The organism is Glycomyces xiaoerkulensis (genome assembly GCF_002798405.1).
In the GTDB taxonomy this organism is placed as follows: Bacteria; Actinomycetota; Actinomycetes; order Mycobacteriales; family Micromonosporaceae; genus Glycomyces; species Glycomyces xiaoerkulensis.
On record NZ_PGGV01000037.1, the window covers coordinates 458,297 to 484,239 of the forward strand.

At 68.1% G+C, this 25,943-nt stretch carries 22 protein-coding genes; 15 read left to right on the forward strand and 7 right to left on the reverse strand.

Features of this window, described 5'->3' with window-relative positions:
• The first annotated feature begins 21 nt into the window (after positions 1-21).
• The 5 genes from CUT39_RS18440 to CUT39_RS18460 are packed head-to-tail and all read left to right on the forward strand — an operon-like array spanning position 22 to position 7,124.
• A complete protein-coding gene (locus CUT39_RS18440; protein ID WP_100448903.1) occupies positions 22-411 on the forward strand; it encodes a hypothetical protein in 390 nt (129 codons plus the stop codon).
• Positions 408-3,521 carry an ATP-binding protein gene (locus CUT39_RS18445; protein ID WP_100448904.1) on the forward strand — a complete coding sequence of 1,038 codons (3,114 nt, stop codon included), beginning with the start codon at positions 408-410 and terminating at the stop codon, positions 3,519-3,521. The genes CUT39_RS18440 and CUT39_RS18445 overlap by 4 nt, the downstream gene beginning before the upstream one ends.
• On the forward strand, positions 3,521-5,389 hold the full coding sequence (locus tag CUT39_RS18450; protein ID WP_100448905.1) for a hypothetical protein: 1,869 nt from the start codon (positions 3,521-3,523) through the stop codon (positions 5,387-5,389). The genes CUT39_RS18445 and CUT39_RS18450 overlap by 1 nt, the downstream gene beginning before the upstream one ends.
• Before the next feature lie 2 nt (positions 5,390-5,391).
• On the forward strand, positions 5,392-5,964 hold the full coding sequence (locus tag CUT39_RS18455; protein ID WP_100448906.1) for a hypothetical protein: 573 nt from the start codon (positions 5,392-5,394) through the stop codon (positions 5,962-5,964).
• Positions 5,961-7,124: a M23 family metallopeptidase gene (locus CUT39_RS18460; RefSeq protein WP_100448907.1), complete on the forward strand. Its 1,164-nt coding sequence runs from the start codon at positions 5,961-5,963 to the stop codon at positions 7,122-7,124. Before CUT39_RS18455 ends, CUT39_RS18460 begins: the two co-directional genes overlap by 4 nt.
• A 108-nt stretch (positions 7,125-7,232) precedes the next feature.
• On the opposite strand, the gene CUT39_RS18465 is transcribed toward CUT39_RS18460, so the two are convergent.
• Together CUT39_RS18465 and CUT39_RS20555 are read right to left on the reverse strand one after the other, a co-directional pair.
• Complete coding sequence (locus tag CUT39_RS18465; RefSeq protein WP_100448908.1) at positions 7,233-8,012, reverse strand: class I SAM-dependent methyltransferase; 780 nt, start codon at positions 8,010-8,012, stop codon at positions 7,233-7,235.
• Positions 8,013-8,166: 154 nt separating this feature from the next.
• The gene (locus CUT39_RS20555) at positions 8,167-8,931 is read right to left on the reverse strand and encodes a hypothetical protein (protein WP_157930818.1); all 765 of its coding nucleotides are present in this window, start codon (positions 8,929-8,931) and stop codon (positions 8,167-8,169) included.
• 445 nt (positions 8,932-9,376) lie between these two features.
• Between CUT39_RS20555 and CUT39_RS18470 the strand changes: the two genes are divergently transcribed.
• Positions 9,377-10,006, forward strand: a complete 630-nt coding sequence (locus tag CUT39_RS18470) for a M23 family metallopeptidase (protein ID WP_100448909.1) — start codon at positions 9,377-9,379, stop codon at positions 10,004-10,006.
• 170 nt (positions 10,007-10,176) lie between these two features.
• Here the strand turns inward: CUT39_RS18470 and CUT39_RS18475 are convergent, their stop codons facing one another.
• Positions 10,177-11,796, reverse strand: coding sequence for a hypothetical protein (locus tag CUT39_RS18475; RefSeq protein WP_100448910.1), 1,620 nt, complete (start codon positions 11,794-11,796; stop codon positions 10,177-10,179).
• A gap of 254 nt (positions 11,797-12,050) precedes the next feature.
• A complete protein-coding gene (locus tag CUT39_RS18480) occupies positions 12,051-13,229 on the reverse strand; it encodes a hypothetical protein (RefSeq protein WP_157930819.1) in 1,179 nt (392 codons plus the stop codon).
• Positions 13,230-13,901: 672 nt separating this feature from the next.
• On the opposite strand from CUT39_RS18480, the gene CUT39_RS20560 reads away from it, so the two are divergent.
• Together CUT39_RS20560 and CUT39_RS18490 are read left to right on the forward strand one after the other, a co-directional pair.
• Positions 13,902-14,444: a hypothetical protein gene (locus tag CUT39_RS20560; protein ID WP_157930820.1), complete on the forward strand. Its 543-nt coding sequence runs from the start codon at positions 13,902-13,904 to the stop codon at positions 14,442-14,444.
• Between the two features lie 277 nt (positions 14,445-14,721).
• Positions 14,722-15,138 (forward strand): DUF6463 family protein, encoded by a 417-nt coding sequence (locus tag CUT39_RS18490; RefSeq protein ID WP_198587264.1) that lies wholly within the window; start codon positions 14,722-14,724, stop codon positions 15,136-15,138.
• 26 nt (positions 15,139-15,164) lie between these two features.
• On the opposite strand, the gene CUT39_RS18495 is transcribed toward CUT39_RS18490, so the two are convergent.
• A complete protein-coding gene (locus CUT39_RS18495) occupies positions 15,165-15,671 on the reverse strand; it encodes a hypothetical protein (protein ID WP_100448913.1) in 507 nt (168 codons plus the stop codon).
• A 269-nt stretch (positions 15,672-15,940) separates the two neighbouring features.
• Between CUT39_RS18495 and CUT39_RS18500 the strand changes: the two genes are divergently transcribed.
• On the forward strand, positions 15,941-16,849 hold the full coding sequence (locus CUT39_RS18500; protein ID WP_198587265.1) for a transglutaminase-like domain-containing protein: 909 nt from the start codon (positions 15,941-15,943) through the stop codon (positions 16,847-16,849).
• A 22-nt stretch (positions 16,850-16,871) separates the two neighbouring features.
• Here the strand turns inward: CUT39_RS18500 and CUT39_RS18505 are convergent, their stop codons facing one another.
• Positions 16,872-17,762 carry a hypothetical protein gene (locus tag CUT39_RS18505; RefSeq protein ID WP_157930821.1) on the reverse strand — a complete coding sequence of 297 codons (891 nt, stop codon included), beginning with the start codon at positions 17,760-17,762 and terminating at the stop codon, positions 16,872-16,874.
• A 134-nt stretch (positions 17,763-17,896) separates the two neighbouring features.
• Here CUT39_RS18505 and CUT39_RS18510 point away from each other — a divergent pair, with 134 nt between their 5' ends.
• Together CUT39_RS18510 and CUT39_RS18515 are read left to right on the forward strand one after the other, a co-directional pair.
• Complete coding sequence (locus tag CUT39_RS18510) at positions 17,897-18,421, forward strand: hypothetical protein (protein ID WP_157930822.1); 525 nt, start codon at positions 17,897-17,899, stop codon at positions 18,419-18,421.
• Positions 18,422-18,458: 37 nt separating this feature from the next.
• Entirely contained in the window at positions 18,459-19,172 is a 714-nt protein-coding gene (locus CUT39_RS18515; protein ID WP_100448916.1) for a lysoplasmalogenase, read from the forward strand.
• Here the strand turns inward: CUT39_RS18515 and CUT39_RS18520 are convergent.
• Positions 19,169-20,311 (reverse strand): HEAT repeat domain-containing protein, encoded by a 1,143-nt coding sequence (locus CUT39_RS18520; protein WP_157930823.1) that lies wholly within the window; start codon positions 20,309-20,311, stop codon positions 19,169-19,171. The two genes, CUT39_RS18515 and CUT39_RS18520, sit on opposite strands and share 4 nt — an antisense overlap.
• Positions 20,312-20,629: 318 nt before the next feature.
• On the opposite strand from CUT39_RS18520, the gene CUT39_RS18525 reads away from it, so the two are divergent.
• The 4 genes from CUT39_RS18525 (at position 20,630) to CUT39_RS21535 (ending at position 25,911) form a co-directional block, all read left to right on the forward strand.
• Positions 20,630-21,475, forward strand: coding sequence for a hypothetical protein (locus CUT39_RS18525; protein WP_100448918.1), 846 nt, complete (start codon positions 20,630-20,632; stop codon positions 21,473-21,475).
• 120 nt (positions 21,476-21,595) lie between these two features.
• Positions 21,596-22,033, forward strand: a complete 438-nt coding sequence (locus CUT39_RS18530; protein ID WP_232805818.1) for a hypothetical protein — start codon at positions 21,596-21,598, stop codon at positions 22,031-22,033.
• A gap of 7 nt (positions 22,034-22,040) precedes the next feature.
• Positions 22,041-22,640 carry a DUF1707 SHOCT-like domain-containing protein gene (locus CUT39_RS18535; protein ID WP_100448920.1) on the forward strand — a complete coding sequence of 200 codons (600 nt, stop codon included), beginning with the start codon at positions 22,041-22,043 and terminating at the stop codon, positions 22,638-22,640.
• Positions 22,641-22,848: 208 nt separating this feature from the next.
• Positions 22,849-25,911, forward strand: a complete 3,063-nt coding sequence (locus CUT39_RS21535) for a S8 family peptidase (protein ID WP_100448921.1) — start codon at positions 22,849-22,851, stop codon at positions 25,909-25,911.
• Positions 25,912-25,943 lie beyond the last annotated feature (32 nt).

Consider the following 25,943-nt stretch of genomic DNA (forward strand, 5'->3'; position numbering starts at 1 on the left):
CAGCCAGGATGGAGGACGCCCATGCGCTTGCGCACTGACGACGACATCTACCGCGCCCGGCTGCTCTACCTCGGCCCGCCCGGCTACACCCTCCCGATCCACCTCCCCTACGCCCAGTACGGCGTCTTCGCCGCCCTGCTGGCCCTGTTCATGTTCGTCCACTGGCTCTTCACCGGCGAGGTCGAGCTCTTCCCCTCCATCGAGATCTCCCTCGCCCTCGTCGCCACCTCGCTGATCTTCCGCTACGTCGACGCCGACCGGCCCGCCACGACGGTGCTGCGGACGCTGCTGACCGACTGGAAGCACACGCGAGACGCCGGAGTCGAGAAGCGCCTCCACGCCTACTCGACCCGATCGATCAGGCTGCGTCCCACACTCGTGGAGACCGCCCGAGCAGAGGAGCGCCTATGAGCGGCGAGGATCGCCGACGGCCCGTCGCCAAGTTCTCCGCCCCCCGCCCGCCCGCCCCGGTCCGCGACCGCGAGCGCACCGCGGAAGACCCCGACGACGCCACCGCGCTCGCCGACGCGGTGTTCCGGGCCGAGCCCGCGCGAGAGCCGGGCCAGGCCGGGCCTCCCAGGGCCCCGTCCCAGCCGACGCGGCAGCCCGCTCCGGAGCCGCCGCCCCCGCAGACGCGACACGCGTCGCCACCTGCGGCGACGACGCCCACGTCCACATCTTCTCCACAGGGTTATCCACAGGAACGGCCGAGTTATCCACAGGGCCGTCCACAGCGTCGTCCACAGGCCCCTACCAGCGGGAATCCACAGGGTTATCCCCAGCAAGCACCGAGTTATCCACAGCGGAACCCTGGTTATCCACAGGCTGATGACCAGCGCCGCGGAGGCGTACCCACAGGTCAGTCCCGGACTCCCAAATCGGGCCATCAGGACAGTCGGCGCGTGCCCTCGCAGGAACTCGTCCCCGTCAGGCAGACCCGCGCCGAGCCCGCCGTCGTCGGGGCCCCCGAGCCCAAACCCTCGCGAGTGACCAAACCGGTCGGGCGCGAGAAGGAACGCCAGCTCCGCGAGCTGTCGCTGACCGAGATCGCCGGGCACGCCACCTTCACGCCCAACACCGTCACCGCCTGGTACGCGCTGCCCCCGGTGCGCTGGTCCTTCCGGCCCGACCTCGAGCGCGAAGCCCTCATCACCGCCATCGCCGAGCAGTTCGCCGGCCTCGCCGGCATGCGCGTGCACCTGCGGCGCACCACCAAGCCGTTCCCGGCCGACCAGTGGGCCCGCACCGTCGACCAGAACACCGGCCACCCGCTGCGGACCGTCCCCGGCGGCACGAGCTGGTCGGAGCACCTGGTCGCCGCCCAACGGCACCTGCACGCCCTCTCTCACGCCGAGGGCGAGACCTACCTGGGCATCACCTTCACCCGACGGTCCCTGTTCGACAACCTCGGCGAGCGGTTCGGCCGCCTGTTCGGGCGCGGCACCAGGCTCTCCGAACGCGAACGCATCGAGAAGCGCAGCCTCCAGTTCGACGAGGTCCTCGGTTCGTTCGGCGTCCGCGCCCGCCGCGTGACCACCGCCGAACTCGAATGGCTCGTCTACCGCTCGGTCGCACTCGGCATGGAACCGCCTCGCCTCCTATCCGGATCCAACTCCGACTGGGAATCGGGCGACGTCCTCGCCCTGTCCGAATCGATCGAGCGGTTCCGCAGCCCCTACGGCTCCACCGTCAAGCTCGTCAACCGGCTCACCGGCGAAGAGAAGCACACCGCGGTGCTCACCGTGGGGCGCATGGAAGAGCTCGACATTCCCCAGCGCCACGAACCGTGGCTGCACTTCCACGAACGCTGCCCGTGGCCGCTGGAGATCTCCAGCCGCGTCGACATCCTCGGGCCCGGCGAGGCCTTCCGCGACCTCGATCACCGCCTGCGGCTGATCCGCAGCCAGCAGCACGACTACGACGAGCACGCCCTCGACGCCCCGCCCGAACTCCAGCGCCTGGCCGAACGCGCGCTCAACGTCGGCGACGAGATGACCACCGGTCTGCCGATCGACGCCGCCCGCGCGCACGGCTGGCACCGTTTGGCCATCACCGCCGACACCAAGGAGGAGTGCCTGGAGCGGGCCCGCGTGATCATGCAGATGTACCAGCGTGAGATGCGGATCAGCCTGCAGCACCCCAAGAACCAGGACTGGCTGGCCCGCGAGTTCATCCCCGGCGAGCCGATCGCGCAGACCGGCTACGTCCGCCGCATGCCGGTCAAGCTCTTCGCCGCCTCGCTGCCGCAGGCCGCCTCCACCGTCGGCGACCGGCGCGGCGACCTGATCGGCCGCACCGCCGGCACCTGCCGCAGGCCGGTCTTCCTCGACCTCCACTTCGCCACCGAGGTCCGCGAACGCTCCGGCCTGAGCGTCTTCGTCGCCGAACCCGGCGGCGGCAAATCCACCCTGATGGGCGCGCTGGGCTACCTGTCGGCCCGCCGCGGCGTGCAGGTCACCCTCCTCGACCCGTCCGGGCCGCTCGCCAGGCTCTGCGAGATGCCCGAACTCAAGCCGTACTCGCGGGTCCTCAACCTGACCGGCTCCGAATACGGCACGCTCGCTCCCTACGCGCTGATCCCGTCGCCCAAGCGCGAGCACTACGGCGACAGCCCCGAAGGCCAGCGCGAATACGACATCGCCGTCTCCAACGCCCGGTCCGAGCGGCGCATGCTGGTGCAGGACATCTGCTCGATGCTGCTGCCGCCGCAGGTGCAGCGGGAGGCCTCGACCGCCCGGCTGCTGCGCCACGCCGCCCGCCACGTCCCGGCCGAGGAGGACTCCGCGCTCGAGGACATCATCGAGAGCCTGCAGGACGCCGAGGACCACGTCTCCGGCGACGGCGCCGAACTCGCCGCGCTCCTGCTCGACGCTGCCGAGATGCCGCTGGCGAAGCTGTTCTTCGGCACCCCCGACAAGGGCGTGCTCGAAGACGACACCGCGCTGACGGTCATCACCATGTCCGGCCTGCGCCTGCCCGACCTCGGCATCGAGCGCGAATACTGGAGCGCCGAGGAAGCGCTGGCACTGCCCATGCTCCACACCGCGCACCGCCTGGCCGTCCGCCGCGCCTACGGCGGGGACATGAACCGCCGCAAGCTCGTCGGGCTCGACGAAGCCCACTTCATGGAGGGTTGGAAGTCCGGCCGCAGCTTCCTGGTGCGCCTGGCCCGCGACTCCCGCAAGTGGAACCTGGCCGCTCTGGTGGCCAGCCAGAACCCCAAGGACATCCTGAGCCTGGACGTCCAGAACCTGGTCAGCACCGTCTTCGTCGGCCGCATCGCCGAGGACGAGGACGTCGCCTCCGAGGCGCTCAAACTGCTGCGGGTGCCGACCGGCACCGGCTACGAGCAGGTGCTCGCCTCCCTCAGCGAGGTCGACGCCGGCGAGACCAAGCGACTGCCCTACCGCGAGTTCATCATGCGCGACGTCGACGGCCGCGTCCAGCGGATCCGTGCCGACTTCGGCTGGGTGCGGGGCCTGCTCGACCAGTTGGACACCACGCCGGGGGAGGTCCGATAGTGACCGACCCCTCCACCACGCATATCGTCACCCGCCTCGCCCGAATCCTCCTGGTGCTGACGGCGGTCACCGGAGCCCTGATCCTCACCCCGAACGCCGCCGGCGCGCAGGACGACGACGGCTGCTCCGACTGGGAGTGGCACAACGAGTGGGAACGGTGTCTCCAGCAGACCGAGGATTCGCCCGAGGTCGAGTGCACCGAGTCCCCCACCCCGTCGAGCCCGGACTCGGGCATGGCCGGCTGGTTCGCCGAACCGACCCTGCCCGACAAGGGCGAAGGCATCGGCCAGTACTCGCGGTACGGCTACGCCGGCTACCAATTGCCGATGTACGGCTCGAAGGAAATGAGCATCGGCGGCCAATGCATCGACGCCCTCAGCCTGCCCGACGGCGCCGACACGGCGAACGCCCTCGCCAACATGGAGTTCAGCGTCTCCACGGCCGTCATCGGCGCCTCGAACTCGATGCGCCAGGCCGCCTGGGACCCGCAGCGGCTCTGGGGCTGGTCGAACGAGTTCATGCGGACTGGCAGCGAAGCGGTCTACAGCCAGGTGTTCTCGGTCTTCGGCGCGATCACCGTCGGCGTGGTGGGGCTGTACCTGCTGTGGCGCAGCAAGCAGGCCGACATGAACAACGCGGTGACCACCACGGCGTGGGCCGTGCTGATCCTGGTGCTGGTGACGGCGGTGGCGCGCTGGCCGGTGCAGGCGGCGAGCTGGGCCGACGAGGGCATGTCGGCGGGACTGAACCTGAGCCAGGGCCTGATCCAGGATGAGGCCGCCGAGGGTTGCATCAACCGGCCCGGCGCAACTCGCAGTGAATATGACCAGGCACTCGAAGATAATCCGCATGCCGACTGCATCGACACTCGAAGCGCGGCGGTGAAGGCCTCGGACATGTCGACCGGCGACGTCCTCTATCAGAACTGGCTGCGCGCGATGCTCGGCCAGGGCGAACAGGTCGACTACCGCGAGGAAAACGGCGAAGTCGTCGAGGACGACGACGGCAATCCGGATGTGCAGAATTCGAACACGGCTTACAAGTACGGACCGGCGCTGTATGCGGCACAGGCGTTCTCTTGGACCGAGGACTCGGAGGCCGAAGACACGGGGCGCAGGGCCGACATCATCGAGGAGAAGCAAGAGAACTGGCGCAAGATAGCAACGCTGATCCAGCAAGAGGATCCTGAAGCATACGAGCATCTGACCGGTGGCCGTGCCTGGGAGAGGACCGGATCGGGGCTTCTTGCCATGCTCACCGCCCTGTTCTTCTCGCTGTTCGATATCACTGCGTCGGTGCTGATCATCCTGGGCTTCATGATCGTCCGCTTCGCCGTGATCGCCTTGCCTATCATCGGCACGATCGCCATCCTTCGCCCGGCTGGCGGCCCGTTCAAGCGGCTGGTCAATATCGTGCTGGCGGCGGTCATCAACGTCATCGTGTTCGCAGTCGCGGCTGTTATCTATCTCTTCGCCGCCGATCGGATACTTGGAGCAAGTCTGCCCAGTTGGATGCAGGTGATGCTCATCGGTCTGGTCGGAGTGGCAGCGTGGTTGCTGCTGCGGCCCTTTCGTCGGCTCTCCAGTTTCCAAGGCGCCGGAGGACCTACCGATGCGCTCTTCGGTCGGACAGTGGATAAAGAGCGGCGTAAAGAGACCGAGATCGAACGGCGCCGTGAGACTGTCCGGCAGAGCGAAACCAGGCCGGAATCGCGTTCCGACACCGCGCCCGGTAGGCAGCCGGACCGTACCGAAACCAAGGCTGCTCCTCCGCAGTCGCAGCCCGGCCAACGGATGCCGACCGGCGGTTCCAGCACGACCGCTTCGACTTCGAGTGGAGGCGTCTACACCCCGCCCAGGAGGGACTAGTCATGCGCACGGCGCTGCGGATCATCTTTTCTCGTTACGGCATCGTCGTGATAATCGTGCTCCTCGTCGTCGCAGTGATCGCGCTGGCCCGAGGGCGTGAGGACTTCCCTCTGAGCTCGGGGGGCACCGAGCAGGAAACAACTGCCTCTGACGCTCCCTCGGAGGAACTAACAGTCGACGACGGCGTCACCGTCCCCGAATGCGAAGGCGAAGAGTGCGAAGAAGACGACGACTCCCCGCACCACGATCCCTATGAGGAATCAGAGCTCCCGGCGGAGGCCGTTGACAAAGCGGCGGAGTTCGGCGGTGTCTGGCTGGATACGGAAGGGAAGGACTCGAACTCCTGGTTCCAGAGCATGCAGCCGTATATGACCGAAGACGCGGCCGAACTCATGCGCGGCGTCGATCCTGCCGTCGTTCCCGCCAGTGAAGTCACCGGAGACGCCGAGCCCGACGGCGGGAACGTGCGCATACCGATGGACACAGGCACCTTGATTATCACGATGGTCGAGAGCAGCAACTCCTGGGCGGACCAGGCCTGGCTGGTGTCAGCGATCGACTGGGAGCCTGCATGACGACTCAGGAAGAGTCAAGCCGGCCGAGATGGTTGCGTAGATGGATCTGGGGCATCGCGCTGGTGTCCGCGTGCTGCGTGGGTGCCGCCGGAGTCCTGGTACAGCTTCTGATGGATCAGTCGGATGACGACGATACCGACGTCGTCACGGGGAGCGGTTGCGGGAACAACGTCCCGGTCGATCCGGACGCCGATCTCCCCCCCGTTGCAGCACTGAGTGACGTTCAGGTCCACAACGCCGCAGTCATCATTGCGGTGGGTCAGGAGATGGAAATGCCGGTCAAAGGCTGGGTCGTCGCGATAGCAACCGCCATGCAGGAGACCAATCTGCGGAATCTTGCGAACCCGGCGTACCCGGCGAGCCTTCAGTTGCCGAACGACGGCGAAGGCTACGACCACGATTCGGTCGGACTCTTCCAGCAGCGCCCCGCCTCGGGATGGGGAGCCGTTGAAGAGCTCATGGATCCTGCTACCGCCGCGCAGAAGTTCTACGAGAAACTCCAGACGGTCGACGGCTGGGAGGACATGTCCCTGACCGTCGCTGCACAGCGAGTACAGGTTTCGGCGTATCCGTTCGCGTATCAGAAGCATGAGCCGAAGGCGACCGAGATCGTCAACACGCTGACCGGCGGGGGGAGTCGGGTTCCGGCGGTGAATGTCGAACTCGGCGACTGCGCACCTCCCGGTGAGCTGTCGGCCGCCGGTTGGATCGTGCCGGTCGAGGGCCCGATCTGGTCAGGCTTCAGAACGGCGGCAAGGCCCAATCACCAGGGCGTGGACATCGGCGCCCCGAAGGGGACGCCGGTGGTGGCCGCATCAAGCGGTACCGTCATCACCTCGGAATGCAACGCCTTCGCACCGGATGGAAGCCCGTACTCGTGCGACATCGACGGCTCCCCTGCGATCGCCGGATGCGGCTGGTACGTCAATATCCTCCACGCCGATGATCGTTTGACGCGATACTGCCACTTCGAATCGCGACCGCTGGTGAAGGAGGGCGATGTGGTCCAGGCCGGTCAGGTGATCGGACATGTCGGATCGTCAGGACGATCGTCGGGACCGCACTTGCACTATGAAGTGCATCTGAATGGCGACCGTTCGGCGGCGGGTGCGGTCGATCCGGTGGCGTTCATGAACAACGTCGGTGCTGCGCTCGGCTGACCTCTGGCTATTGGCGCTCTTCATCCGTGGCCGCCGAACGCCGGGCTGTTCGAGCCATTGGCCAACGGGCCATTTCGAAGCGGACGTGAACCGGGTTGTCGATGACCTTCACCGACGTCGTAGTCGCAGGACGCAGGTCCGCATCGGGAGGGTGAATTCGCCGTCGGTGGTCTCGGGTCGACTCGAGAGGTAGGCACGGATGCGACCGAGCGTGCTCCGTCGTTCCTGTTCGGGCATGACCAGGACCCCTGCCCGCGTGGCGAGTGTCGCGACAAGCGAATCGGCGGTACGGCACTGCTCATGCGGGAACTCCGCCCGCTCCGGGGAGTCGAACCAGGCAGGCGAACCAGTCTTGGGAACATGAATGTCGGCCGTCTCGGCGCGCCATCCGGTAGGTGTGTCGCGTGGGCCGATCACCGCGGTCCCGCTGACTCTTGCGAGTCCGGCGACCCACTCGAGCCTGTCGTCCAGGACGTTCCACAAGCCGACCAGGATACCGCCTGGAGCGAGGACTCTGGAAATCTCGGGTCCCGCGGCAGCCATATCGAACCAGTGCATCGCGTTGCCAGCCACTACGGCGTCGACGGAAGCGTCGGGCAGCGGAATTGCCTCGGCGCCACCTTGCAGGGCATGGATGTCCGGCAGCGCGCGGCGCAACTCGGCCAGCATCGCCGTGTCGGGCTCGACTACTACGACGTCAGCGCCCGCCGAGACCAGCGTCGCGGTCAACTTACCGGTGCCGGCACCAAGATCCAACACGCGCAATCCAGGCGCAAGCTCAAGCGCCCAACGCACCGCAGTCTGCGCATAGTCCGGTCGGTGCTCGGCGTAAACACCCGCCACCGAGCCGAACGATGAACCGTGACGTGACCGTTCATCTTGTTCCACATGGCCAGATTACCTGTACGACGGATGCTCGTTCCCCTGCTGGTCCGGCGCGCTCGGCGCACAGTTGAGGTAATGCCAGTCTATCGAGAATTCGGACTATAATCGCAGCTCAAGAAACCATAGGAAGCCAGAGCCCACGAGAACCTCCATGCTCCTATTCTTCGCCCACCAGACCTTCGCCTCCCTCCAACGAGGAGACACATCCGAGATCAGCATCAATACCGACTTCGAAGCCGAAGGTCTCATTGAAACCAGATACAAGATTGGCTTCAATCGGCACAGTCCAGTTACTGCCTGTGCCCGCCATCGCGTTCCCAGTCGACTGATCCACTGAGGCTACTCCGTGAGATGACTCCCAGGCGACAACGGCATCTATCAGTTCCCGAGGCACGATTCCCGTATACCCTTCGCACTGAAGGGCTGTCGCGGCGTCGAGATCTCGTTCGGCAAGAATACTGCTCAGGAATTCAGCAGCAAGTGACCGGGGTTCGATACTCTCCGGCGTAGAGCTTGTTTCCTCGTCTGCCAGCTCGGAATTTCGATCCACCTCCACTACGCAGTAGCTGGAGCCAGTTGCGAGCACCGTAACTGTGAACTCATCTCTTACTACAGTCTCGCCTATGAATGAGATAGTGGAACCAACCTCCATCCCCGAATCAGAGTTGACTGGCTCATCGGTACCGACCTCGACTTCCGGATAGCTGCCAAGCTCCTCCTCGTACTCGGCTCGAAGTTCTATCAGATCAGCTTCGAGTACCTGCGGAGTTGCATCATCGCAGAGTGCCGCTTGCGCCCGATCTGATTCGCCGTCCAGGCCGGCTTCCAAATATCGTGCCGCAACTTGCCTCGGAGTTATGGGGGCTTCGTCACGCGCGTCGGCTTCTTCGGTGTCGCCGCCGGAGGCGATGCCGGGTGCCACCCAGGCACCTCCGAGGAGAAGGACCGCCCACAGACCGGCCATGCCGACGACCCTGCCCCAGTTTCGGGGCGGGTCGCCGAATTCCGGTTCATCGCCAGCCGTACCGACCCTGTACGCGCGCTTCGATCCCTTACCCACAGGGTCACCGTACCGAACGCACGTCGGACCGTGCCACCGAAGCCGCAGCGCACCTTCGCCGCATTAGGTTTCGTCGAGGTCGCATCCGACGGCGTCGTCGAACCGTTCTGCCTCGAGGCCGGGAGAGTTGGCCTCGCAGCCCAAGCCGTCCCGGTTGCTCCCGTACTGCAGCGACGGATCGTGCAGAGAAACCTCACCGGAACGACGGAGGAGGCGCTACACACGCCCGCCGCAATAAGCGCCCAGGTGAGACGGGCGCCCATGCGTTACCTCGGGCCGCAGTGCGGACGCTGCATAGGATCGCCCCATGAAGAAGTCGCGTGTGGTGCTCCTCAGCATCGGTGTCCTCGTGACGGGCCTTGTCGCGGCGATGGTCATAATCCCGGGGTTCGGGCCGCGCACGTTCATCGATCCCGTCATCAGTGTGTTCGGCGGCCCCACCTGCGACGACACCAAATGCCCTCCGGACGCCGAGTGGACGCAGCCGATAAATTCCCCGGTGACCTCCCAGTTCCGAAGCGAAGAGCGCCCTGAACACCACGGCGTCGACATGTCCGCCCCGCGCGGCACCCAGATCTTCGCGGCCTCGGCCGGGGTGGTCATCGCCTCCGACTGCAATGCTTCCCTTGACGGGGAGTCGTATTCCTGCGACGTGGATGGTTCGCCGGAGGTGGGCGGCTGCGGCTGGTACGTCAAGATCCTGCACGCCGGTGACATCGCCACGCTCTACTGCCACATGGAGTCGCGCCCGGAAGTGGAGGAGGGTGACGCGGTCTCCACCGGGCAGGTGCTCGGCCACGTCGGCACCAGCGGCAATTCCTCCGAACCTCACCTGCACTTCGAGACCCAGGTAGGGAACGACACCTTGCCTCCGCATTCCGCTCTTGCGGTCGATCCGATCCCCTTCATGGAAGAACGCGGCGCACCGCTGGACTAAGCAGGCGATATTTCATCTGCATGCTTCTACCGAGAACTCGGCCGGGCGGCCCTCGGCAGGTCGCAGCCGCTCCCGGATGGCGTCGTTGATGCGACGCAGGACGCCGGAGCACCTCCGGCATCTGAGGTAACCCTGAATGGCCTGTCAGGGCGGGAAATCAGCAGGAGGAGTCAGGACGTTCCGAGGTCGTATACGACGGCGTCGTCGAACCGTTCGACCTCGATGCCGGGCGGGTTGACCTCGTAGTCCAGGCCGTCCCAGTCGCTCCCGGGCAGCCAGGACGGGATCACGACCACGGTTTCGACGCCCGCTTCCTGCAGGTCCGCGATGGAGACCGTGCTCGGAAAGGACTTCGAATCCTCCAAGATCTCGGACTCGGCGCTCGGGGTGAACGCGGCGCTGCCGTTGACCATGTCGACGAAACCGTCGACGCTCCAGTACTGGAGCCGAGTGTCGCGGCCGTCGGAGGGCAGGAACAGCACGGGCCCTTCCAGTTCCGACATCGCGACCGGCGCCTGTCTCAGTTCCCGGTGCTCGGTGACGCTCAGGCCCTCGGCGAGCACCAGCGCGATCGGGAGCAACAGCAGGGCGTGGGCTCGTGCCACTGCGAGTCCGCGTTCTTTGCGCGCCGGGACTACGGAGTCGTCGGCGATGCGGGACAGGCCGCCTGCGGCGAGGATCGCGAGCAGCAGGGTCGTGTACAGCACGAGCCTGCCCGGCGTGCGCACTGCGTCGAATCCGGGTACGTAGTCGTACAGCAGGCCCCACGCCCAGGCGCCGTCGTGCAGGAAGTTCGGTCCCATCGCCAGCGCGACCGTGACAGCCACGCCCAGGACCAGCCAGAGGCGCTGCCGGAGGTTCCAGGACGACACGAACAGGCCCCCGAAGGCGAGGCCGATCAGGGTGAAGCCGACGAGCAGTGTCTGTTCGGGGGCCCAGGTGAAGTCGGCACGGGCCGCCTCGTGCCAGGCGCCCCAGAGGCGCGACTCCTCGGGGGCGGTGACGAAGCTTCGCCAGGTCGGGCTGAATCGATCCAGGTAGTCGTAGGGGCGTGCGGTTTCGGGATGGGTTCGGGCCACCTCCGCGTGTTTGTCGGCGATCCACCACACGCCGAGGCTGAACAGCGTTCCGCCCAGACCGTCGGCGGCCGGCGTCCTCCATTGCAGCGCCGGTCGTTTGACCAGCCAGATGATTCCGACGACCACGCTGACCGCCAGCAGTACGTATACGAACGTCAGGCCCAGGGCGACTCCGATGGCGAACTGCCACAGTGCGCATAGCCATCCGGCCAGGATCCAGCCGGGTCGTTGCCGTTCGGGTTTGAAGCCTTCGCGCAGCGACCAGCCGTGGCCGCGCGCCAGCATCGCGAAGGTCAGTGCGATACCGCCGGCGGAGAGGACGTTGAGGTGGCCGAGGTGCGCGAGTTTCCATGGGGCGTAGGCGAAGGCCGCTGCACCGACCGCGGAGCCGGCGACGCGGGCGCCGAGTTGGCGCAGCAGGGCGTAGGCACCGAGGAACGCGAGCGCGAACGTGCCGATGAACAGGACGTTGTAGACGACCAGCGTGCTGGTGGTGCCGGTCGCGAACAGCGCGGCCGGGGCGTAGCCGAGGAGGCTGTCGGTGAACAGGAGGGAGTCGGCGGCCGGCCAGAAGCTGTTGGTGTCCCAGATGCCGCCGGGGTCGCCTCGGAGTGCGTGCGAGAGCCAGCCGAGCGTGTAGGCCTGGAGCAGCGGGTCGCCGAGGTCGTGGGGGATGGCTTTGTGGAGGTCGCGGGCCAGTGGCCAGGTCATGCCGATTGCTAGAACCGCACTGACCACCGCGGCGATGGTCCATTCGCTGGTGGGGGCCCGCCATCCGAGCGTGGCGGGACGGCTGGGTCGATCGGAGCCGTGCCGCCCTGGTGCCGGTTCGTCGTCGGCCCGGCTCTCGGGTTCGGGTCCGTCTCCTGATTCTGGCGCTGTGCCGGTGATCGCCATGAGAGGGAATCTCGCCGTCTTGAGGGGTCGTGTCCAGGTTTATTGTAGAGACAGAATCGGAGTACGGCTTAGATGCGTCGCCCGAGTAATCTGGGCAGGCTGGACCGCATGTAGTTGCGGATCGCGGCCAGGAGGAACAGGAACGCGGCGAGGACCAGCACCTGCATCGGCAGGATCAACTGCCGCTGGAGGGGGTCCAACCCTATGAACAGGTCGGTGTTCGGGGCTTGGGTCTCGGCGGCGAGCCTGAGCACCACGAACGGTGTAAACAGGAGATACAGCCAGAGGGTCGCGAATTCGCCCGGTGTCGGGGAGACGTCGGCGCCGAGGCCGATCGCGGCCAGTGTGGCCGCCAGCGCCAGGCCGATCCAGGCCAGTAGTGGCGGGATCGGGCGCTGACCGTATCCGACCAGCCGGAACAGGCCGTACATCCACCGCTCGGTTCTTCTGGAGCGGAGGTGCTGGGCGCGGGCGCGGTTCCAGGCGGTGCGGGAGCGGATCGCGCCGGAGCCGCACTTGTCGGCTATGAGCGTGTCGAGTTCCTGGTAGAAGTAGGTGCAGTCGAGCAGGTCGTCGACCGCTTTCTCTTTGTCGGGATCGTTCTTCGCGCGCTTGCGCAGCGAGTCGATCGAGCGGAAGGGTCGGCGCCACTGGTCCGGGTAGGTCTTCAGGTTGATCGCCGGTTCGAGGACGCGGACCTCGGTCAACTCGACCAGTCGGCTTCGGCCCTCGCGGCCGGGCTCGATGTGGACTCCTCGCAGCGTCAGCCCGCGCACCCGGTCGCCCGTGTCGGGCCGTCCCGACCTGACCCCGACGTATTGGAAGGACTCCCCTTGCGCTGCTTCGATCGTCGCGCCTGCTGCCTTGTCGATGCGGCATCGGCCGGAGAAGTTCCGGAGGGTGGCGTCTTCGTCCAACCACAGGTCGACGTTCTCGTCGAACGGGATGGAGATCCCGGTGAGCGTCCGGCCCTTCGGAACGTGCAGCGTACTCGCGGCCCCGCCCGACTGGCCGGTCACGGTCGCGGACTCGTCATTCTCGTCCACTGTGAGTATGAGGTGTTCCAACTGGATCCGGAAGTCGCCCTCGAGCCGCCGGATGGTGACTCCCTGATTGCCGCTCTCGGCGTTGAAGCTCACCTTGACCGGACCGGTGGGGCGGTCGCGGCCGTCGACGACGGCGCCGATCGACAGGTTCGGGGCCGGCGTGATCGCGAGGCCGCTTTGATGGAGCGCGAGTCGGTCCACCTCGAAGTCAATCCTCGTGTCAGTGTGCGTCGACAGCCGTCTGATTCGCGCGCCGTTCCGCTGCACCGACAATGCCCCTGATCGGAGTACGAGCTCGTCGACCTCTCCCTCCAGAAGGGCCACTTTGTGATGCTGTGAGGTTCCCGGGGCGGCACGGCGAATATCGACTTCGAGGGTCGAGGTGACGTCGCCGAGGACCCGGATCCGCATGGGGTCGGTCACGGTCACTCGCGTGTCGGCCGAGGAGCCGCGCAGGTTCACCGTCGGTTGAGGCGAGCCCTCCCGAACCGCAAGGCGCAGATCCGGGATCTCTCGGAAGTCCTCGAGATTCACGTCCCACGGCGTCGGCCCGTGGAGTTCGAGAGTGTCGGTTCCTCCTTCGGTCCGGAGCCTCCCGCGATATTTTTCCTGCCGCTCGCTCGGATCCATTGGGTCAGTGAAACACAAAACCGATCGGACCGGTCGCCCGCGACGCCGACGGCCTGCCGACCGCGGTCACTCCGAAATGTCGCGCGTGTCGGTCGTTGATCTTGTCGTGATCCTGTGCGACGGTTCCAGTACACGCAGTGCGTGCATTTCGGCATCCAATTGAACATGGAAGCGGCGGGCCGCCGCCTCAGACGCCAATCAGATTCGGCGGCCCGCCTCACCAACCAGAGAGGAGATCCTCCCGTGGTTAGCGCCAGCGTACGCCAAAATCCGGTCCCGACCCCAGCGCGCAACGCCTCCAACACCGACGGAACGCCCACCTGGGCGATCCCGGGCTTCCGCGCCGCACCCGGCGCCCCGCCACCGGCCTCGCCGTGGGACGACTGGGTCATCCCTCCCAAGCGCCCCCGGTCGTTCAGCGCCGCCCGCAAGCCCAGCCCATGGCCGCGTCCCGAAACTCGGAGCGCATCCGCGGAGCACGCCGAACACCAGGACCACCCGCCTCAGCGCTTGGCTCAGCGACTGCTGTTCGTGGTCGGCTTCGCGTATCTGATGCTCTCGGCACTCTCCGCCGGCCTGGTCTGGACCGGCTATCCCGCCCAGGCCGAAGCCCGGCCGCGCAGGTCCGACGACCTCCCCCGGCGCGATCCGCTTGACCACTCCAGACCTTCTGGCCCCGGCCTTCGCGTCCGGGCCGACGGGTCCCGCTATCTGGTCCCGACCGTGCCCGTCGAATTGCCTCGCCGGTCCCACGCCGACCACGTCGCGTTCGGGAGGTCCCGATGACGCGCTGCCGCTCCAGTGCCTTCGAAAGTGAGTGCGGGCGCTTCGTCGCCCACTTCGTCCGCTTCCGCCGCTGGCTCGCCGCCTGGTCGAGACTCCGGTTCGCCGCGCCTGAGAGGCCACCGATGATCGGCCATTTCACCCGCCGCACCCGCGCGTTCGCGGGCCCTGAAGGGGTGGCCGGCGCACGCCTGCCGGTGGGACGGAAACCCGCTCGAAGGGGAGTCGACTGACCCTCCAGGGGGAGTCATCGGATCGATCGCGGCCGTAGTTTCGAGCTATGACCACCACTTCCGAACCAGACCGCGCTCCGGTTGCAACGGGAGCCGCCAGGTTGACGATCATCGCCGGCTGGTCGCTGATCGTCGTCGCCGTCCTCCACACCGCGGTCTTCGTCCCGCAGGCGCCTTGGCGCGACTGGTTCTCCGGCTCCCTGCGGAGCGTCGACCCGGACGCGGAATCGGTCGCCGTCTTCTGGGCGCTGCCCGGCGGCATCGTGGTTCCCGCGCTGCTGCTGGGGCTGCTCATGATCCGCCTGGGAAGGCAGCATCAAAGGGTCGGCCTCGGCTACGCGCTGGCGATCCTCGCATGGGTTTCCTTCTGCCTCTGGCTGGTCGGCCCGAGCGGATTCCTGCTCCTCCTGGTCACGGTCGGGCTGCTGGTGGCGGCCGCCGCCGTCGACCGCCGGGCCTCCTGACCGCTCGGCCTGCACCGGACGCCGTTTCACCGCCGGACCGGCTCGGCGCGGCGGCCGTGGCCGGAGGCGGTGTTGTTTCGCGACCGGTCGCACCACTGCTCCATTTCGGGGGTGCGGACCAGTCCGATCAGGGCCGCGGCGATCAGCAGACCGAGACTCGAGCCGGCGATGACCGCTCCGGTCAGCTCGGGGTCACCGGTCGCGGCGGCGACGGCCAGCCAGATCGCGACTCCCAAGGCGATGTCCGCGACCTCGAAGGCGATCAGTGTCCGTCGAGCCCATCGTTTCCGGGCGACGATCTCCCTGGCCAGCACGGTCCGCAGCACCGTCACCCCGATGAGCCACAGGAAGAACGACACCGCGAACGCCTGGACTTGTAAAGGCTCGGAGATGTTCGCTTCGATCTGCCTCGACGAATCCTCGGCGTTGAGCAGCCCCATCACCGATTCGAAGCCGAGACCCGTGCAGCAGAGCAGTCCGAGGAGGACTTGCCCCCGCAGGATCACCACGGCGGCCTTCCCCTCGGTCGGCATGTCGCCGAACCGGGGCCGATTTGCCGATGAACGCACGGGTCTGGCGGGTTCTGGATCCGAAGGTCTTGTCATAGGCGCTTCCAACCGCTCGGCACCGTTATGCACCAAGCGTAGGGATCCCCACCGACATTTTCAGTCCGGTAGCCGACCGTCGGCCGGCCCGTGTCCTCCGGGCCGGATCACGGCCCCGCCGGCAAGGGGACGAGCGCGCCGGGAATGTCCCAGGGCGTGGCTAGGGTCCGAAAGTCCGAGGAGATTGGAGGTCCGCCGTGGCCGACACTGAGCACGACTGGAACGATCGACTGGATGCCTTCCGCGTCCCGGGCGTACTCACCTCGCCCGGCCGGTACGCCTCGGCGTTCGGCGACCTGCCCTCGGGCATCGAGGAGCTCCGCGCCACGGTTCAAGGGCTGGTCGTACACGAGCATCTCACCGGGCTTTACGACGTCACGCTCCCGCCCGAACGGGTGGCGCTCGTCCACACCCGCCCGGTCGAGCGAATACTGGAACGCATCCTCGATGACGACGACCGGTCGCTGACGGAGCCCCGAGAGCCCGCCGGCAGATTCGTGGGCAACTGCCGCCACTACAGCGTCCTGTTCGTCGCCATGCTTCGCGCCCAGGGCATACCGGCACGGGCGCGCTGCGGCTTCGGTGCCTACTTCGCGGAAGGCCGGTTCGAGGACCACTGGGTCGCCGAGTACTGGGACGGCGCCGAGCGGCGCTGGAGGCTGGTCGACGCCCAGATCGATGCCCGGCAGCGGGCCGAATGGGGCATCGGTCTCGACCTCACCGACGTCCCCCGCGACCGGTTCCTCACCAGCGGAGCCGCCTGGCAACTCTGCCGGTCCGACGAGCTGGACCCCGCACGATTCGGGCTGCAGGCCCTGGGGCTGTCAGGTTGGTACTGGATCACCGACAACCTGATACGCGACGTGGCGGCCCTGAACAATATGGAGCTGCTGCCGTGGGACGTGTGGGGCGCGATGACCGAGCCGGGCGAGAGCGTTCCCGACGATCGCGCGGCTTGGTTCGATGAACTCGCCGAGCTCAGCTCCGGTGCCGACGTGGACACCGCCGAACTCGGCCGCCGGTACCGCGCGGACGAGCGGCTCACCGTCCCCGACCGGGTCCACAATGCCGTCCGCGATCGCATGGAACCCGTCCTGGAGCCCTGACCGCCGAGCATCGGGAGTGGTTCTACGGGGAGTTCGGGCTCTCGCCGCCGCCGGGGACGTGCTCGCCGTGCTTCGGCGCCTCGCCCGCCAGCCCCGCCGCGCGGAGGCGCCGGGTGAGCAGCGCCCCCAGGCCCCGCGCCCGTTCCCGGTCGAGCACTGCCCCGGAGTCGGGATCGGCGTCCGGGCCTATGCCGCAAGGGGATCCGTCCTCGGCCATGTGGTCCAGGGAGGCCTGCACGGCTCCGACCAGGAACCGCCCGGCCGTTTCCGGGTCGAGGACCTCTTCGGCCGGGTCGATCCCCGCCTCGGCGTACCGGGCCCCGATCAGGGATACGACCTCGCCGAGCTCGCCGGGACGCACCGGTTCCACCAGATCGGCCGCCCCGCAGCGGAGGTAGTCGACGGCGACCAGGAACCCGTGGTCGACCCCCGCGCGCCGGAACGAGGCGACCAGCGCCGCCCGCTCCGGCTCCGATGCGGCCGAGAAGCGGCGGAACTCGAGCGCCTCCACCGGAGCGCGCAGCGTTTCGAGCCAGGGCGGGTCGGCTACACCGCTCGCGGCCATGCCGTCGGCGAGGCCGGAGGCCGCGTCCGAATCGGCGCCTTCGCCGAACTCGGCCAGCATGCGCAGGACCGCCAGCGCCGCGGGTCCGCCCTCGGCCGCCAGGCCCTCGGCCAGGCTCCGCGCCATCTCGGCCCTGAAGTCGTCAAGCGCCAGCATCGGCACCAGCGTCTCGGCGGCGGCGCGTTCGGCCTCGAATGCGTCCTCGGCCCCGGTCAGGTGCTCGCCCAAGGTGAGCAGGGCGGGCACGAAGCCCTTGACCAGCTCGCCGAACTCCGACCGCGGTTGCCCGGCCCGCATCCGCTGCTCGATCCGCTGGTCCCGGCGCTGGTGCTTTCGACGTTTCCGCATGTCGACCAGCGTATGGGAAACCGCCGACGCCGCCGATCGAATCGGGCGTCGCGGTCGGCGCGGACCCCCGACCGAACGTTTGTGGAATAGGATTGCCATCGAGGATTGCCCCTGACTCGTTGGAGCCCGACACCGTGTCCTATCCCCCGCCCCCTTACCCGCCCCAGCCCGTCCCCGAGCGGATGCCCGGCATGACCACCGCGGCCGTCGTGTTCCTCTGGATCCAGTTCGGATTCGGGGCCTGCGGAACGCTGGCGCTCGGCGGCAGCGTACTGATGATGCAGGTCGGGAACCTGGCCGGGCCGGGCGGCATCAGCATTCTGTTCTTCCTGTACGTGCTGCAGGGGATCGTGTGGACCGTGCTCCGGGGCGTGTTCGCCGTCAAGATCAAGCGGCGCAGCGGCCGGGCGAGGACCGCCGCGGTCGTCCTGGAGGCGGTCGGTCTCGCTCTGATGGTGGCGAGCTGGGTCCTCAGCGCCGCAATGCCGGGGGCGATGATGGGCGCCATGCCCTATGGATCCGACATGGAGGTCACTACCTCGGCCGAGGCTTCGGGCATGATCGGGGGCGTGGTCGGGGGCCTCATCGGCGTCGCGATGTCGATCCTCACCATGGCCTTCCTGTCGACGCCCGATTCGCGGCGGTGGTGCAACCGGTAGCCATGGTCCGGCCAGGTGCTGTTACCGTCTGGTAGCCATGTGGGCACCGCTTATCGACGACCCCCGCGCCCGCCACGGGCGTCCGGCCCGGCTGCTGCTGTGCGCCTTCGCGCTCGCCGTCACCGGGGACCTGGTGGCGATCTCGGTCGGACTCGAGTGGGCCCGCTGGGCCACCAAGCCGTCGCTGATGCTCCTGCTGCTGGGGCTCGTCGCCGCTTCCGGGCGCATCGGGCGGCCGGTCGGACGCGTCCTCGCCGCCGGTCTGGCGTTCGCGTGGGCGGCGGACATCGCCCTACTGGTCGACGGCACCCCCGCCTTCCTCACCGGCATGGCGCTCTTCGGCGTGATGCAGGTCTGCTACCTGGCGGTGTTCCTCCGGCTCGGCGCGCCCGCCCGCCTGCTGCGGCGCTGGCCCGGCCCCGTCTGCTACCTGGCGGTCTGGGCGGTGGCGAACCTCGCGCTGTGGCCGCGGCTCGAGTCACTGGCCCCACCGGTCGCGGTCTACAGCCTCCTGCTGGTCTCGATGGGCGCGGCCGCCGTCGCCGTGAACGCGGCCACCGCCTGGGGCGGTGCGCTGTTCGTCGCCTCGGACCTGATGCTCGGCCTCGGGGTCGCCGGCATCGGCCTGCCGGGCCAAGATCAGGCGGTCATGGCCACCTACGCCGCCGCCCAACTGCTCATCACCGCCGGGTGCCTGCGCGAGCTCCGCCGCCCGGAGAGCAGGACCGCCCACTCCGGACCCGATCGCTAATCGTCGGCCTCGAGGGTCCCGGTCTCGGTCTCGAGCTGGAAGAGCCGGTCGAGCGCGGCCAGCCCGTAGACGTCGTCGAGCTCCTCGGCGCACGCGAAGTCGCTGAGCAGGTCGAATCCGTCGCCGATACCGAGCTTCCCGAGCCGGTAGGCCGCCTCGATGCGGCCCCACCAGGGGAAGGACGGGTCGACCGCCAGCGCCGAGTAGGCCTCGACGCCGGTGTCGTGCCCGATCCCGTACAGCGTTTCGGCGGCGTCGATCCCCACGTTGTAATCCATGCTGGACTCGACGCCTTTGAGCAGGCGCCACAGGGCGGTCGAGGCTTCGGCGGCGTCGTCGTCGGCTAGCTGCTCGGCGCAGATGATGCGCAGGCGCGAGGAGATCAGGGGCGAGGTGGCCAGATGCTGGAAGGCGAGGGCGGCGGAGGACCGGTTCACCCGGCGCAGCATGTTGGCCGCGCCGTGGCGGACGTACTCGCTGACCCGGTTGTCGGTGACCAGCCGCATCAGCGCGATGCCTGCGGGCCGGCCGGCGCAGTCGACCAGGGCGCTGGCGGCGTCGAGGCGGTACTGGTCGTCGACCGTGCCGTCGCCCGCGATCGCTTGGAGCGCACGGCTGCCCATCTCGGAGCTGAACCGGACCATGTGCTCGGACGCCTCCAGCCGCACCTCGATGTCGACCTCGGAGTCCCGGGCCACCGTGGACAGCCGCACGGCCATCTCGCGCCCGCCCAGGTCGACCAGGTCTTGGATCATCTGGATGCGCAGGTCGGCGTCGATGCCTTCGTTCTGGATGCTGCCGACCAGGTTCCGCATGGCGCGCTCGCGCCCGACCGGGGAGCGGGCCCGGCGCCCCCGGGCGACGTCGATGGTCTCGGAGATCTCGCCGACCTGCTCGTCGCTCCAGAACGATGCGGGGTCATCGGGGTTCTCCGGATGCCGGGGCAGCGGTTCGCCTCGCAGACGGGCGAACTGGCGGCGGCGCTGCCACCGGCCGGTCGCCCACGTCGCGGCCAGGGCCGGATAGAGCAGGCCGTAGCCCCAGGCCCGGTTGAGGCCCGCTCCCTCCACGACCGGTATCGGCGCGAGCACACAGGAGAGCCGCAATGTCCACCAACCGATAGCTTGGACAGTAGCCATACGTTGAACCTCGGGAGATAAGCCGGTTTTGTCGCTGCCTGAACTTCTCGATACGGCCCTGCCGGTCGCTCGAATGCACGCGGCATTACAGCGGGGACTGGTACGACCTACGTTGAGTGAGCCGGGGCCATGAATCTTAGACCCCCAAGGTGAGTGACGATCGCACAGGGTGTGCGACGCACGGTAACCGCTAGCCACGCCGGTCGCCGCGATCCGCGCCGCCCGCACGGGTCGCGACCGGGCTGTACGATCGGTGGCACCCCGGTGAGACCTCACCGCCACCCACCCGTCCCCAGCACAGCAGAGGCAACGGAAGCGATGACCTACCCGCCACCGGGCGGCTACGACCCGCAGCAGTTCCAGCCGGGTAGCCAGCCGCCGCAGCAGCCGAGCGACCCCTATTCCCAGGGCTACGGCAACGCTCCGCCGCCTCCGCCCGGGTACGGCCCCGGCCAGCCGTCGCCGTACCCGCAGCAGCCGCCCCCGCCGAACATGACTCCGCCGGTGGGCGTCCAGCCGGGCTATCCGCCCCAGCCCGGGTCGCCGCTGCCTCCTCCGATGCCGCCGCCCAAGCAGAACTCCAACCTGGGCCTCATCCTCGGCTTGATCATCGGACTCGTGGTGGTCCTCGGCGTGGCCGCGGTTCTGCTCGTGCCGCGCCTGCTCGAGGACGACGAAAGCGAATCGGGCCAGGCGGCCGACGAGACCACCGGTGAGGAGTCCGAAGAGCCCGAGGAACCGAGCGAGGAACCGTCCCCGGAGCCGACCGAGGAGGACGACGACACCGGCGGCTCCGGCGAGGGCCTCGAGGGCTGGGGCGCACCGGTCAACTCCGACGACTACGACCCGAACACCCCCGAGGGGGCCGGGATCGCGTGGGTGGTCGCCGGCGATTCGGGCGACAACGCCGCGATGGAGGAGCTGATGTGCGCCGATCCGTCCGCCGCGCTCCAGTCCGATTACGAGTTCTACCAGGACTACAGTCCGGGCTACGAGTTCCTGATCTGGGGCATGTCCCGCGAGGTGGACGGCCGGGTGCAGGTCTGGGCCGACTGGACCTGGGACGACGCCGAACCCGATGAGGAGAATGCCGACGTCTACAGCGTCTACGTCGCCGTCGAGGAAGACGGGCAGTGGAAGCTCTGCGACATCGAGCACCTCTAGCGGCCCGGCCGCACACGGTGGCGGAGGCCATGAAACCGGAGGGAAGTGGGTCGGCCCGCCACGGGTTAGGATCGGGACGAGCATAGTTCGAGTCTCTGATCGCTGCCGTCGGGAGTACTGGTGACCGAAGCGTCCTTCGACGGGTTCGCGCACCCGGCGCTCCCGACCGTCGACGAGATCCGGGCCTGGGCGCTCGATCCGCACTCGGTCGCGCCCGAGGGACGCCAGTGGGACCTCACCCTGGCCACCGACGAGCTCGTCGACGCCTGGCTCGAACTCGCCGCCGACCCCACCTGCCCGAAACGCTCGTTCGCACTGCACGTCCTCTACATCTACGCGGGCGACGCGGTGCGCACGAAGTTCCGCGTGCACACGCGCAAGCGGATCGACCGGCTACTCGAGAGGGCCGAGGAGACCCGCGACCAGTATGTTGGGCTGTGGGCCGCGAACACCCGGGCCCTGATCGACCAGCCGGACCTGTTCGACTACGACGAATGGTGCAACGGCGGGCTCGTCCTCCGACCGAGGCGGCTCAGCCCCGGTGCGAACAGAAGGTAATAAGGAAATGTCCACGCCCGACCCGAACATGCGAATCTCGAACGCCGAACGCGAAGCGATCATCGGCAGACTGCACGCCGCCACCGAGGAGGGGCGCCTCGATCTCGACGAATTCGCCGACCGCTCCCGCGAGGTCTACGAGGCCAAGACCTACGGCGAGGTCGACCGGCTCCTGACCGACCTGCCCGACCGGGCCGGCCAGGTGGTGGTGCCCGGAGCCGAGGGCGCGGCCGACCGGGCGGACCCCGCCCCGTCGGAGGTCACGCTCAATCCCATCGCGTCCTCGGTCCAGCGCAAGGGCGAGTGGCTGGTGCCGCGCCGCATCGGCGTCGACGCCAAGGCGAGTTCGGTGAAGCTCGACTTCCGGCACGCGGTGATCGGCACCCGCGAGGTCGATCTCGAGGCCGACCTCAAGGCCAGTTCGGTGGAGATCATCCTGCCCAAGGGCGCCTACGCCGTGGACGAGGTCGAGGTCATCGCCAGCTCGATCACCAACAAGTGCGAGTACCAGGGCGTCGAAGGGCTGCGGCTCAATGTGGGCGGCAAGGCCAAGGCCAGCTCCATCAAGATCCGGTACGAGCACCGGTTCCTGTGGTGGCGCTGGTAGCCGCGCGCCCCGATCGGGCGCGGCGGGTTATTCACTGATTGGAAGCCCGTCCATTCTCCATCGAGGTCACGGACTCGTAACAGTCCTGCCGGGCCGACGAAATCTCCTGGTATGAGGGTTTACAGCGAGTCAGGCTCACAATAGGCTCGCTTCCGTGCGCCGCAATCCACCCTCCGCGGCGTCCGTCCCTTTGAGAGGAGCTCATCGAATGGGATCTTCGTCCCCCCGTACCTTCAGACGTGCAAAGACGCGCGTCAGAGCCGGAACCCGAGTCACCCTGGCGGCAGCGACCGTACCGATCGTCGTCGCCGGACTCGCCACCGCGGCGGGACCGGCCGCCGCCGATCCCCCCTCGCTCCCCGAGGTCAGCCCCGAATACGTCAAGCAGGCCCCGGCACAGGACGTCGACTACACCGACGGCTACTACATCGTCCAGCTCGACAGCGAACCCATCGCCACCTACGACGGCGACCAGGCCGGCATCATGTCGACCAGTCCCGACGAGGGCGAAACGATCGACTTCGACTCGCCCGAGGTCGAGGAGTACCGCGAGTTCCTCGCCGATGAACGCGAAGAGGTCATCGAGGAGTTCGACGTCGAACCGGCCGCCGAATACGACACCGTCCTCTCCGGATTCGCCACCGAGCTGACCGCCGACGAGGCGCAGCGACTGGCCGCCAGCGACAAGGTCGCCTCGGTCATGCCCGACAAGCTCTACCAGCTCCAGACCGCCACCACCCCGGAGTTCCTCGGCCTCGAAGGCCGCCGGGGGGCCTGGAACCGGCAGTTCGGCGACCCCGAGAAGGCCGGTGAAGGCGTCATCGTCGGCGTCCTCGACACCGGGATCTGGCCGGAGAACCCGTCCTTCGCACCGCTGCCCGAGCCCCGTCCGGACCAGGACGTCATCGACGAAAAATGGAACGGGGAGTGCGAAGAAGGCCAGGACGACGATCCCGAGGCCAACATCACCTGCAACAACAAGCTGATCGGCGCCCGCTGGTTCGACATCCGCGGAGCCGCCGCCGACCAGTACGCGTCCCCGCGCGACGGCAACGGCCACGGCACGCACACCGCCTCGACCGCCGCCGGCAACTACCGGTCCGAGGTCGTCATGGACGGCGAGGAGTTCGGCACCGTCTCGGGCATGGCGCCCGCCTCCCGCGTCGCGGCCTACAAGGTCTGCTGGGCCGGCTGCGCCGGCGGCGACCTCGTCGCGGGCATCGAGGCCGCGGTGAACGACGGCGTCGACGTCATCAACTTCTCCATCGGCTCGCTCGGCACCGCCGAGTTCGTCGACTCGATCTCGATCGCGTTCTTCAACGCCGCCTCCGCGGGCGTGTTCGTCGCCGCCAGCGCCGGCAACGACGGCCCCGGCTCCACCGTCGACCACCAGGAGCCGTGGGTGACCACCGTCGGCGCCTCCACGCACGACATGACCTACCGCTCCGACCTCACCTTCGGGGGCACCACGGTCCAGGTCGCCGCGATCAACGGCGCCATGGACTTCCCGATCAGGACGGGGGCCGAGGCGGCCTTCGACGACGCCGATCCGGAGGCGGCCGCGGGCTGCGACCCGGGCACGCTCGACCCGGCGAAGACCGAGGGCTTCGGGATCCTGTGCGAACGCGGGAACCTGTTCACCGACATGGCCAACCAGATCGCCGCCGCCGGCGGTGAGGCGCTGGTGGTCCGCGACGTCGAGGACCTGGGCCCGGCCTCGGTCGTGACCTCGCAGGCCGTCCCCACCGTCCACATGTCCTACGGCGACGGGCTCGACCTGGCCGACTGGATCGAGTCCACCGAGGACGCGGCCGTCTCGGTCACCACCTCGGAACGGGTGGGGCAGAACGCGCCCGAGATGGCGGCGTTCTCCTCGGCCGGACCGGCGCTGGCGGCGGGTCAGAACATGCTCAAGCCCGACCTCACCGCACCCGGTGTCGAGGTCGTCGCGGGTCTGACCCCGGAGCACAACCGCGGCAACGACTACGGCGCCTCCCAGGGCACCTCGATGGCCAGCCCGCACGTCGCGGGCCTGGGCGCGCTGCTGCTGTCGGACAACCCCGGCTGGTCGCCCATGGCCGTCAAGTCGGCCATGATGACCACGGCCTACCAGACCGACGACCACTGGAACCCGATCCAGCGCGGCGGCGAGGACGCGACCGTGTTCGACTACGGCGCCGGCCACGTCGACGGCGCGGCGATGTTCGACCCCGGCCTGGTGTACGAGTCCGGCGCGGTCGATTGGATCCAGTACATCTGCGGCACCCCGGAGGCGTACAAGATCCAGTCGACCTGCGACAGCTTCGGATCGATGGAGCCCTCGCAGCTCAACTACCCGTCGATCACCGTCGCGGAGCTGACCGGCAACTACTCGGTCACCCGCACGCTCACCAACGTGTCCGATCGGGGCGGCTTCTACAAGGCCAAGATCAAGTCGCCCGAGGGCACCAAGGTGAAGGTCGACCAGAAGTTCGTCTACGTGGAACCGGGCGAGTCGTTCTCCTACACGCTCGACATCGAGCGCAAGGACGCGGCCTTCGACGAGTGGGCGTTCGGCGAGATCACCTGGAAGGAGCTCGGCTGGGGCTGGCACAAGAACCGGGTCCGCTCGCCGATCACCGTCAAGCCGACCCGGCTCGGGGTCGAGGACGAGGTCGTTTACGAAGGCACCGAGGGCACCTCGGCCCTGGAGGGCGCCGCGGGCTTCGACGGCACGCTCTCGGCGGGCGTGTCCGGCCTGGTCGGCTCCGAGGTCAGGACCGAGACGCTGACCGATCCGGACAGCTCCTCGTTCCCGGCCGACGACCCGCAGGAGAACTCGCACGTCGCCTCGTGGGAGTTCGAGACGCCTGCCGACGCGGCGATGGTGCGGTTCGCGACCTTCGACGCCGACCACCCGGACGGCACCGACCTGGACGTGTTCGTGTACGAGAAGGCCGACGACGGTTCGCTGACGCTGGTCGACTACTCGGCGACGGGCACTTCGAACGAGTCGGTGACGTTGCCGGGCGGCCACACGTTCGTGGTGTTCGTCGACCTGTGGGGCGGTCCGCAGAGCGTGGACACCTCGCTGCACGGCTGGGTCGTGCCGAGCGCCGACGAGGGGAACCTCTCGGTCGATCCGGCCGAGCAGTCGGTGTCGCTGGGCGGCGCGTTCGAGGTGGAGCTGGCCTGGTCCGGGCTGGAGCCCGGCGCCCGCTACCTGGGCACGGTCGACTTCGGTTCGGACGGCGCGCACATCGACTCGACGATCGTGAACGTCACGACCTAGCGATCGAGTCGCGCTGAGGCGCCCGCCGCGGT